This is a genomic window from Desulfonispora thiosulfatigenes DSM 11270 (assembly GCF_900176035.1).
Lineage (GTDB): Bacteria > Bacillota > Peptococcia > Peptococcales > Desulfonisporaceae > Desulfonispora > Desulfonispora thiosulfatigenes.
This window is the reverse complement of record NZ_FWWT01000008.1, coordinates 1-11,063: the sequence shown is the minus strand read 5'-3', so window position 1 is coordinate 11,063 and position 11,063 is coordinate 1. Positions and strand designations below refer to the sequence as shown.

The following is an 11,063-nucleotide window of genomic DNA, read 5'->3' as shown; positions in this document are numbered from 1 at the left end:
TTTTATGAAAAAGAAAAAAGCATTGGAAATACATAATAAATTAGAAGTAACGAGAAATAATGACACTAATACATATCGAAGTATAATTACAGGAGTAGATAAAGAGACCTTTTCTATGGCAATTCCCGAAGAAAAAAGAATTCAACTTCGCCTAGCAATAGGAGAAAAGGTAGAGATTACTGTTTTTACAGATACTACCTTATATAAGTTTAAAACAGAAATACTGGGTATGAAAAAAGAAAATGAAGCCCCTATGTATGTATTGAAAATAAATCCAAATATGAAGAAGATAGAAAGAAGAAACTTTTTTCGGATAGATGTTTCTTTAGATATAAATTATGAGATTATAAAAAATAGTCAACGTAGAACCTGGACTGCAGTAAACCCAACTAATAAGGCTAGAACGAGCGATTTAAGTGGTGGAGGGATGCAATTAGCCCTAGACAAAGGTTTAGCTGAAGACACGTTGATGGTAGTGTGTTTCCCTATCTTTGTTGATGATACTGAAATTGAAATAAAGGTTTTAGGTAAAGTGGTAAGAAGCATAGAAGATACTACTACTGAAACTAAATATAAGTGGCGTGTAGGAGTAGCTTTAGAAGAGATAACCGAAAGACAAAGGGACTGTATAATTAAATATATTTTTTCTGTAATGAGAAAAAAAATGCATCTTTTTATGGAGTGATTTCTGGTGAAAAAAGAAATGCCCATTAACCCTGAAGATTATCTATCACTTGTGAATATCATAGTAAATCGAATTGATTTAAAATTACCTAGTCACTGGGATAAAGAAGATATGATAAGCTATGGTATATTAGGATTAATGGATGCGATAAAAAGATATAAACCTGAAAAAGAAGTAAAGTTTGCTACCTATGCATCAATTAGAATCAGGGGTGCAATTATAGATGCAATAAGAAAAGCAGCTCCTGTATCCCGTACTAAATGGGAAATGATAAAAAGAATCACAGAAACTATGGAAAAATTAGCTGGAAATATAGATACAGAAGTTTCGTACTCAGCCGTGGCAAAAGAGATTGGAATATCTGAGCAAGAAGTTAGCGAAGCCTTAGAGTCCTTAAATTATTTTGCTCATGTCTCTATCGAAGAAACCTTAGGTATAAAAGACACTCAATTAGGATCTCCAGAAGAGAATTTTGTCAGGGAAGAACAAACGAAAAGTTTAGCAAAAGCTATCTCAGAGCTTAAAGAAAACGAAAGATTAGTCCTAACTCTTTACTTTTATGAAGAGTTATCTATGAAAGAAATAGCAGAAGTATTAGAAGTAGGGGTATCCAGAGTATCGCAGATAAAATCAAAGGCACTTATTTCCCTGCGCAAAAAGCTGGAGGAAGATAGATGAATATTTTCTTAATCATTATAGGTATTATTTTAATGGGCTTCACATATCGTTCTATATTTATCCCAAGTAATATAAATATAACAAGTAAAAAAACAATTAACGAGAAATTAGACAGTTTAAATGATAAAATAGATTATCTGCAGGATAAAATGGGGAAAGAGGATAATATTAACGGAAATAAGAAAATGTTGTCGCAAGAGTTGAATTTTGAAGATTTAGTAAATACGGAATTAAGTAAAGATATAAATGAAGAAATATTTAAAGATTATAAACAAGGTTTGACAGTAAATGAGTTAGCTAGTAAGTATAAAAAAGGAAAGGGTGAGATCGAATTAAGACTAAACTTGAAAAAATAAAAAGCATGGTAAAAAAGTATAGTCAGATAATTTTTGGAATTGGTTTAGGATTTTTTTTAGCGGGAATGATCCTTACTCTTTCAAACTATCAAAGCCTAGATAAAGTAGAAATAGAAAAATTAGCACGAGATCAAGGTATGATTTATCCCGGAGAGATAAAAGTAGACAAACTTTTTAACTAGGAGTGGATACAGGTGATAAAAGGTTTATATATAGCTAATACAGGACTAAATTATAACCAAAAAGCATTAAATACAATAGGTGGTAACTTAGCTAATGTTAATACTTCTGGCTATAAACAACAAGATATAGCAGCTAGCACTTTTAAAGAAGCCCTTGTATCTAAAAATGGGCAAAAAATCATTGGAAGCACCTCTCATGGGGTGAAATTAGATGAAATAAAAACTGACTATACAATGGGCAGTATACAGGAAACAAATAGAGAATTTGATTATGCAATAAAGGGAGATGCCTTTTTTACTTTAGAATTGCCAGATGGTAGTTATCAATATACAAGAAATGGTGCTTTTCAAAAGGATGCAGAAGGCTATTTAGTTGATAATCATGGTTTTAAAGTACAAGGTGAACAAGGATCAATAATGGTTGAAGATGGAAAACCAGATCAAGAATTTGCGTTAACCAACTTTGAAAATTTAGATGATTTGCGAAAAGTAGGAGAAAATCTGTATATTACAAATGATGAAGAAGGCGCAAACTGGTCTGATAATAGTACTGTAATGCAGGGCTTTTTGGAATCTTCTAATGTAGATTTAGTAAAAAATATGGGCGAAATGTTAACCTATTCAAGGTTTTTATCATTTAATAGTAAGGTACTAAGTGTTCAAGATAGGATTTTAGAAAAAAGTGCTAGTGAGATTGGTAGTATTAGAGGCTAATAGAATCGATAATTGGAGGAGTATTAATGAATAATGGAGGAGGAGTAAAGGAACATAAAATAGGTATAGCTGAACATAAAGTTTGTACCCCCCCGGATAAATTACTTACTTTAGGATTAGGTTCATGTGTTGGTGTTGTTTTATTAGATCGTATTAATGGAATAGGTGGCATGATTCATGTAATGTTACCTGATAGCACCCAATTTACAAAGGTTCCAAATCCTTATAAGTTTGCAGATATGGGGATTCCTTTACTACTAAATGAGTTACTAAAAAAAGGAACAAGCAAACACAATCTGTATGCAAAAATGGCTGGTGGAGCTCAAATGTTTAAAACTTCGGCAAAAACATCTCTATTACAAATAGGAGATAGAAATATAAAAAAATGTACAGAAGTTTTAAAAGAATTGGGAATTAGAATTACAGGTGAAGACACTGGTGGATCTGTAGGAAGAACCATGATATTAGATTGTTTAGAAAAAAAGATATATGTGCGTACAGTAGGAAAATCTCCGGTGGAGATTTAAATTAGGAGGAGAGTTAATTGGATTTTGAAGAGTTTAGAAAAAAAGCTTCTTCACTGATTAATATAAATTTAGAAGGTTATAAGGAAAAACAGTTAAAAAGAAGAATAGATCATTTATTAGCCTATCAAGGGTTTAAAGATTATGATGATTATTATATTGCTTTGACAAAGGATATAATTCAAAAGCAACTTTTTATTGATAAATTAACCATAAATGTGTCAGAATTTTTCCGAAATAAAGCTATTTTTGACACTTTAGAAAAAACTATCTTAACGAAATTATTAGAAAAAAGGGAAAGTTAAAAATTTGGAGTGCTGCTTGCTCAAATGGTGCAGAACCATATTCTGTAGCCATGATTTTGGATCAATTAACTCCACGGCAGATCCATACTATCGATGCAACTGATATAGATGATAAAATATTACAAGACGCACGAAAAGGCTGTTATAAGGCGGATCTTTTAAAAAATGTTAGTCCTGATAGATTAGCAAAGTATTTTACGAAAGATGGAGATACCTTTTGTTTGAGCCAAGACATAAAAAATAAGGTTAAATTTAAAAAGCATGATTTAATAAAAGATAGTTATCAAACTAATTATGATTTAATAATTTGTCGCAATGTTACAATTTATTTTACAAAGGAAATACAAAATCAATTATATGAAAACTTTAGAAAGTCACTTGCTCCTGATGGGATACTATTTATTGGAGCTACAGAAAGTGTTTTAGATCATAAGGAACTTGGATTTAATAAAGTTTCTCCCTGGTTCTATCAAAAAAACTAACAATAAAGGAGAATCTGAAAATGATAAATTGGGATAACTTACAGGCTATTCATCTTGATGTGTTAAAAGAAATTGGTAATATCGGAGCAGGAAATGCAGCTACTTCATTAGCAGTAATGACTGGCAAAAAAATTGATATGGATGTACCTACTGCTGCGATTATTGATATGCAATCATTAATTAAATTAATTGGTGATGAAGAAGAAGTAGTAATATGTATTAATCTTGAGGTTTTAGGGGATTCTCCTTCCAATGTATTTTTTGTTATCAAAGAAAATAGCGCTTTAACGCTTGTAGATAAATTAATGGGATTACCCGAAGGAAGTTATACTTCTATAGATGAAACGGCGCAGTCTGCTCTTTCAGAAATAGGAAATATTTTAACAGGATCAATTTTAAGTTCTATGAGTATGATGACTAATTTAAATATGAAACCGTCAGTACCAGCACTTGCCCATGATATGTTAGGAGCCGTAATTAGTGCTGCTATGCTTGAAACCGGTTATTTTGATGATAGATTATTAATTATAGAAACTAGATTTTTTGATGAAAGTATAGCTTTTGATGGATACTTTTTCATGTTACCTCATGTAGGATCTTTAGAAAAAATATTTAATTCTGTTGGAATAGAATTATAGGAGGTCTGGATATGGCAAAGAGAATACTAATTGTTGATGATGCAGCTTTTATGAGAATGATGATTAAAGACATGCTAACTAAAGGTGGTTTTGAGGTAGTTGGAGAAGCAGAAAATGGTGTCAAAGCCGTAGAATTATACCAAGAGTTAAAGCCAGATCTTGTTACAATGGATATTACAATGCCTGAAAAGGATGGAATTGAAGCTGTAAAAGAAATAAAGCAAATTGATCCAAATGCAAAAGTAATTATGTGTAGTGCAATGGGTCAGCAAATGATGGTAATGGAAGCTATCCAAGCGGGGGCAAAAGACTTTATTGTTAAACCATTTCAACAAGATCGAGTGGTTCAAGCCGTGGAAAAATTATTAAAGTAATTAGAAAGGACTGAAAAGTTTATGTCAACGGTTCTTTCGCAAGATGAAATAGATCTTCTTTTAGGAGCAATAGATAGTGGTGAGTTAAACGCAACAGAAGTAAATGAGGAAAAGTTAGAAGTAAAAGCATATGATTTTCGGAGACCTAATAAGTTTACCAATGATCATATGCGTACTTTGCGAATGATTCATGAAAACTTTGCTAGAATAGTATCCAATTTTTTATCGGGATATTTAAGAACTAATGTAACTATAAATATAGCTTCTGTAGACCAAATAACGTATGAAGAATTTTTAGTATCAATCCCAAGTCCGACTTTATTAACAAACTTTAACTTGTCACCTTTAAATGGAAATGCTATTTTTGAATGCAATTCCAATTTTACCTTTCCAATAATAGATTCCTTATTTGGTGGACAGGGTAAAAAATTTGGTGAATCAAGAGAGTTAACCGATATTGAGCTTAGCGTATTAAAAAAGTTAAATCAAAAGATTTTAGATAATTTAACAACTGCATGGGGAGATGTCTTTCAGTTTACCTCTCAAATAGATTCTATGGAAACAAATCCCCAATTAAATCAAATTATTTCTCCTAATGAAATTGTAGCTCTTATTACATTTGTTACAGAAATTAGGGGAGAACATGGAATTATAAATTTATGTTTTCCTTTTTTAACTTTAGAAGATGTTATTGCAAATTTAAGTGCTCAATTTTGGTTTTCTAGCCAAGATTCGAAAAAGAATGCTGAAAGCAAGAGTAAAGATGAAATAGCTCATCGTATTCTAAATGCTCCTTTAGACTTAACTGCACTTTGTGGTGAAACAAATATATCTATTCGTGACTTTTTACAGCTTAGTATTGGAGATGTAATACCGTTAGATAACAAAGTTCATGGAGATATGCATATATTAGTAGAAGGAATTTTAAAATATAAAGGCCAACCTGGATTATTAGGTGATAAATTAGCGATACAAGTTACGGAAAAAGTACAGGAGGAGATGTAATATGGATAATTCCTTCTTATCTCAGGAAGAAATAGATGCTTTGTTAAATCCCAAAAATGATGATGAACCTAAAGAAGAAATAATTGAAAATAAAGAACTATCTCAGGAAGATATAGATGCTATGTTAAATGCACAGGCTGAAGAACCTAAAGAAGAACCTATAAATGAAAATAAAGAATTATCTCAAGAAGATATAGATGCTATGTTAAATGCACAGACTGCAGATCCTAAAGAAGAAATAAAAGTCGATGACCCATCTAAACCAATGGGTATACAGGTTGAAGAAGGATTATTAAATGAATTTGAAGAGGATGCTTTAGGGGAAATAGGTAATATAGCAGCTGGTTCAGCTTCTACTGCTTTGTCCGATCTTTTATCTCATAAAGTGATGATTAATACACCAAAAGTTTTTGTAGTAAAGCCAGAAAATTTAATCTCAAATTTAGAAGTTCCTTATATATTATTAGAAGTAAATTATATTTCCGGTTTAGAAGGAACAAATTTATTAGTTTTAAAGCGCTCAGATGTAGCTATAATTAGCGATATTATGATGGGCGGAGCTGGAGATAATCCTGATTTAGAATTAGATGAAATTAGAATAAGCGCAATCTCTGAGGCTATGAATCAAATGGTTGGTTCATCAGCTACTGCTATGTCAGAGATATTTAATAAAAAAGTAAATATTTCTCCTCCTAAAGTTACTTCTGTAGATGTAAATATGGAAGATTTCAAATATAACTGGAGTAGTGATAAAGAAGTAGTAGTAACTGCTTTTAATATCCAAATCGATAATTTACTAGATAGTGAAATTTTTCAAGTAATGCCCTTAGATGTAGCCAAGCAAGAAGTAGCTTTATTAGTTGAGGTTACCACAGGTCAAACTGCGTCAGAACCTGAAAATAAACCCGAAACTAAAACTGAAAGTAATACTGTTAGTCAAACAAAAACACAAGCAGAACCACAACAAAAACAAGATGTAAAAGAGGTTAAAATAAGTGCTCCCCAATTTGAAACAATTAATACTAGTAATCCAAATATAAATCAGAAAAACCTTGATTTAATTTTAGATGTACCACTTAAGATTTCAGTTATTTTAGGAAGAACGAAAAGACCAATTAATGAAATCTTAGCTTTAAATCCAGGATCTATTGTGGAATTAGAAAAATATGCTAATGAACCTGTAGACATTTTAGTAAATGGAACTTTAATAGCTCAAGGTGAAGTAGTTGTAGTTAATGAAAATTATGGCGTGAAAATAACAAACATTTTATCTGCTGAGAATAGAATAAAGAACTTAGGCAGGTTAAATTAATTTTAAATAGGCAGCCTAAGGGCTGCCTAAATTGATTTTAATGGGATGAACAATATGCTAAAAAAGACAATACTGGTTTTGGTTTATACATTGGTTGCTTTTTTTATCTTAAATATGCATAGTAACTTTAAGGAAAAGGTAAATAGTGAATCTTATCCTAAGCAGGGCTATATTTATAGTCTTTATAATAAGCAGGATAATGAGAATGTTCCTCAATATAAACTTAAATCTAAAATATATAAAGATAAAATGATAGTAACTGAAATGATGATAAAGTATAAAAATAATTATGACTTTTTACAATCTGATTTAAGGTTAATTTTACCTGCTAATATATTATATGAAGACAAATATATAAATATTTTAAATATAAATACAGATAAGAAATCTAAATACGAAGAAAATAACAATGAAATTAATATATATTTTGACAAAGGTTTATTCCCTAAAGAAAAAGTAAATATTTATGTAAAGTTTACTACTTTTCTTCCAGACCAAGCTAAAATGATGGGAAGTCATCAAGGTGTAAATATGCTATCTAATTGGTATCCTGCTATACCTCCCTTTGATGAAAAGAAAAAAGAGTGGCTTAGCTTTATTAAGAGCGATTTTGGAGAACCTTATTTTTATCCAGCGGCTAACTTTTTCGGAACCATTACTGCTCCTACAGATTTTGATATAATAACACCTTACAGTATTTCTGAAAATGTAATAAAAGAGACAAAAACTATTACTTTTGATAGTAAATTACCAGTTCGAGATTTCACTATAGTTTATGGTACAGGATTTAAAAAGAAACAAAAAAATGTGCAGGGTACTCAAGTAGTCTATTGCTATTTAAATAAAAATAGGAATGCTTTACCTCATGCCAGTGCGAGTCTAGAATATTATAATAGTATTTATGGGAAATATCCTTATGAACAATTAGTTTTAGTGGATGTGCCCTTAGATAATCTTTATGGCATGGAGTTTTCAGGAATGCTATTTTTAAGTACAATTCATGATCAGTTAGGAGAAAAAACAATTGCTCATGAAGTTGCCCATCAGTATTGGTATAGTTTAGTTTGTTCAGATCAAGCTAACGAACCGTGGATAGATGAAAGCTTAGCTACTTATTCTTCTTTATTATATTTAGAAAATAAATATGGTCATTATTATTATGATAAAGAAATTAAGAGAATTATTAAAAAAAATATAACTTATTCTAGTTTAGATTCTATATTAAACTATTCTGATAAGGAAATGTACACAGATGCTATTTATCATAAATCAATCTTATTTTGGGATAATATAAGAAATATTGAAGGAAAAACTAAACTGATTAACTATCTTACGGATATTCAAACAAAATATAGGTACAATATTATTGATACACATATTTTGTTTAAAAATATATTACGACATTACCCTGAATTAAATGAGAAAGATTTATATATTTACTTACAAGAATAGTTAAAGGAGAGGATATATTTGAAGGTACTAATTATCGGTGGAGTTGCTGGAGGTGCTAGTGCAGCTGCTAGGCTTAGAAGAATTGACGAAAATATTGAAATAATCTTATTTGAACGCGGACCAAATATATCATTTGCTAACTGTGGCTTACCTTATCATATTGGAGAAGTTATTAAACACAGAGAAAACCTCCTGGTTCAAACAGCTGAAGGTATGGAGCAACGTTTTAGAGTCGATGTAAGGGTAAATAATGAAGTCATAAATATTGACCCTAAAAATAAACAGGTAGAAGTAATGGATTTAAAGAAAAATAAAAAATATACCGAAAGCTATGATAAATTGATTTTATCTCCTGGGGCTGCTCCTTTTAAACCTGATATTGCAGGGATTAAGGCTAAAAATGTATTTACACTACGAAATTTAGACGATACTTTTAGAATAAAGGAATTAGTAGATAATAGTAAACCTAAGCATGCTGTTGTAGTTGGGGGAGGATTTATAGGCCTTGAAATAGCTGAAAATCTTCATGAAAGAGGGGTCAATGTTACTATCGTTGAATTAGCTAATCAAATTTTAGCTCCTTTAGATTATGAAATGGCTGTATTATTACAAGATTATTTAAGAGAAAAAGGGATTAAACTGCAATTAGGAGATGGCTTAAAGGAGATTCAACATAAGGAAGATGCTTCTATTGTAGAATTAAATAGTGGTACAAGCATTGAAACAAATATGATCGTTTTAGGCATAGGGGTGCGTCCAGAGATAGATTTAGCTAAAAAGGCTGATCTTACTATTGGTGAGCGAGGTGGAATCAAGGTTAATAAAAACCTCCAAACATCAGATCCAGATATATATGCCGTGGGAGATGTAATTGAAGTTAAAGATTTTATTAATGGAAATCAAACCTTAATTCCTTTAGCAGGTCCTGCTAACAAGCAAGGCAGAATTGCAGCAAATAATATTCTAGGAATCAAAGATGAATACAAAGGAACTCAAGGAACATCAGTTTTAAAACTTTTTGATATGACTACTGCCTCCACTGGAAATAATGAAAAGATTTTAAAAAGATTTAATATCCCTTATTTAAAATCTTATACTCATTCTATCTCTCATGCTGGATATTATCCAGGTGCTATGCCAATGGCTATTAAACTATTATTTTCGCCTGAAAATGGAACGATACTTGGAGCACAAGCGGTAGGATTTATAGGCGTAGAAAAAAGAATAGACGTATTAGCAACTGCAATTAGAGCTAAAATGACAGTTTTAGATTTACAGGAATTAGAACTTTCCTATGCACCACCTTATTCATCAGCAAAGGACCCTGTAAATATGGCGGGATATGTAGCAAGTAATATTTTAAATAATTCTTCAAAAGTAATTCACTGGGATGAGTTTCAAGATTTATCTAATGACAGTTTTATTTTAGATGTAAGAACTAAGGAAGAAACCAAAGAAGGTATGATTAAAGGTGCTCTTAATATTCCAATAGATGAATTAAGAGAAAGAATAGAAGAAATACCAAAGGATAAAGAGATTATTATTTATTGTGCAATTGGTTTAAGAGGTTATTTAGCACATCGAATATTAGTACAAAATGGCTATAGTAGCAAAAACTTAAGTGGTGGCTATACTACTTACGAGCCCTTAGTTTAAAGGTTTTTAGAACCAAAGGATCAATAATATTAAAATATAAAACGAAATATAAAACGAAATATAAAACGAAATATAAAACGAAATATAAAACGAAATATAAAACGAAATATAAAACACAATATAAAACACAATATAAAAACATCTACTTTATGAATGTACCGACCCCCAAAAGTTAGACCAAAAATCTAACAATTGGAGGTCGGTATTTTTATGGCTGCATACAGTTATGAGTTTAAAAAGAAAGTTGTAGATGCATATTTACGTGGCGAAGGAGGTTATACTTTTTTAGCAGAAAAATATGGAGTAAAAAACAGAAGACAAGTTCTCAATTGGGTACATTACTACGAAGAACTTGGTGATGATGGATTAAAACGTTCAAGAAAGAACGAAGCTTATTCTTTTGAATTTAAGCTTGGTGTGGTAGAGTCTTATTTAACAAGTGAGGTATCTTATCAGGAACTGGCTCTTTCGATAGGGATTAATAATAATGCTCTTATCGCTAGGTGGGTAAATGATTATAGAGCGGCTGGTCCTGATGCCTTAAGAGATAAGAAACGTGGGAGAAGGGCTAAAATGAATTCATCAGGTAAGGCTGTTAATATACAACGCCAAGATGATTCAGCTCCTGTTGATACAAGCACTGAGCATGTTAAACAGCTTGAAGCTGAACTCTTAAAACTAAAATCGAGAATGCTTATTT

15 protein-coding genes are annotated in these 11,063 nt (G+C 31.0%); all 15 read left to right on the top strand.

The features are described from left to right. Positions 1-4: 4 nt before the first annotated feature. On the top strand, positions 5-685 hold the full coding sequence (locus B8965_RS01805; protein ID WP_084052161.1) for a flagellar brake protein: 681 nt from the start codon (positions 5-7) through the stop codon (positions 683-685). A gap of 6 nt (positions 686-691) precedes the next feature. Beyond that, positions 692-1,363 carry a sigma-70 family RNA polymerase sigma factor gene (locus tag B8965_RS01800; RefSeq protein ID WP_084052160.1) on the top strand — a complete coding sequence of 224 codons (672 nt, stop codon included), beginning with the start codon at positions 692-694 and terminating at the stop codon, positions 1,361-1,363. Next, positions 1,360-1,719, top strand: a complete 360-nt coding sequence (locus B8965_RS01795) for a hypothetical protein (protein ID WP_084052159.1) — start codon at positions 1,360-1,362, stop codon at positions 1,717-1,719. The genes B8965_RS01800 and B8965_RS01795 overlap by 4 nt, the downstream gene beginning before the upstream one ends. Before the next feature lie 5 nt (positions 1,720-1,724). Next, entirely contained in the window at positions 1,725-1,901 is a 177-nt protein-coding gene (locus B8965_RS12400) for a hypothetical protein (protein ID WP_159446241.1), read from the top strand. A 12-nt stretch (positions 1,902-1,913) separates the two neighbouring features. After that, positions 1,914-2,615, top strand: a complete 702-nt coding sequence (locus tag B8965_RS01790; protein WP_084052158.1) for a flagellar hook-basal body protein — start codon at positions 1,914-1,916, stop codon at positions 2,613-2,615. A gap of 26 nt (positions 2,616-2,641) precedes the next feature. Next, positions 2,642-3,142, top strand: a complete 501-nt coding sequence (locus B8965_RS01785) for a chemotaxis protein CheD (RefSeq protein WP_084052157.1) — start codon at positions 2,642-2,644, stop codon at positions 3,140-3,142. A 17-nt stretch (positions 3,143-3,159) separates the two neighbouring features. After that, positions 3,160-3,444 (top strand): protein-glutamate O-methyltransferase CheR, encoded by a 285-nt coding sequence (locus B8965_RS13010; RefSeq protein ID WP_341451553.1) that lies wholly within the window; start codon positions 3,160-3,162, stop codon positions 3,442-3,444. Next, positions 3,420-3,926, top strand: a complete 507-nt coding sequence (locus B8965_RS01780; protein ID WP_341451573.1) for a CheR family methyltransferase — start codon at positions 3,420-3,422, stop codon at positions 3,924-3,926. Before B8965_RS13010 ends, B8965_RS01780 begins: the two co-directional genes overlap by 25 nt. A 20-nt stretch (positions 3,927-3,946) precedes the next feature. Beyond that, on the top strand, positions 3,947-4,564 hold the full coding sequence (locus tag B8965_RS01775; protein WP_084052156.1) for a chemotaxis protein CheC: 618 nt from the start codon (positions 3,947-3,949) through the stop codon (positions 4,562-4,564). Positions 4,565-4,575: 11 nt separating this feature from the next. After that, on the top strand, positions 4,576-4,938 hold the full coding sequence (locus B8965_RS01770; RefSeq protein ID WP_084052155.1) for a response regulator: 363 nt from the start codon (positions 4,576-4,578) through the stop codon (positions 4,936-4,938). Between the two features lie 21 nt (positions 4,939-4,959). Beyond that, a complete protein-coding gene (gene fliM / locus B8965_RS01765; RefSeq protein ID WP_084052154.1) occupies positions 4,960-5,943 on the top strand; it encodes a flagellar motor switch protein FliM in 984 nt (327 codons plus the stop codon). A 1-nt stretch (position 5,944) separates the two neighbouring features. Next, complete coding sequence (fliY, locus tag B8965_RS01760; protein WP_084052153.1) at positions 5,945-7,255, top strand: flagellar motor switch phosphatase FliY; 1,311 nt, start codon at positions 5,945-5,947, stop codon at positions 7,253-7,255. Between the two features lie 54 nt (positions 7,256-7,309). After that, on the top strand, positions 7,310-8,707 hold the full coding sequence (locus B8965_RS01755) for a M1 family aminopeptidase (RefSeq protein ID WP_084052152.1): 1,398 nt from the start codon (positions 7,310-7,312) through the stop codon (positions 8,705-8,707). A gap of 12 nt (positions 8,708-8,719) precedes the next feature. Then, positions 8,720-10,363: a CoA-disulfide reductase gene (locus tag B8965_RS01750; protein WP_200805864.1), complete on the top strand. Its 1,644-nt coding sequence runs from the start codon at positions 8,720-8,722 to the stop codon at positions 10,361-10,363. A 210-nt stretch (positions 10,364-10,573) separates the two neighbouring features. Continuing rightward, positions 10,574-11,063 (top strand): helix-turn-helix domain-containing protein (locus tag B8965_RS01745; protein WP_143334192.1); only part of this gene is annotated, 490 nt, incomplete at its 3' end.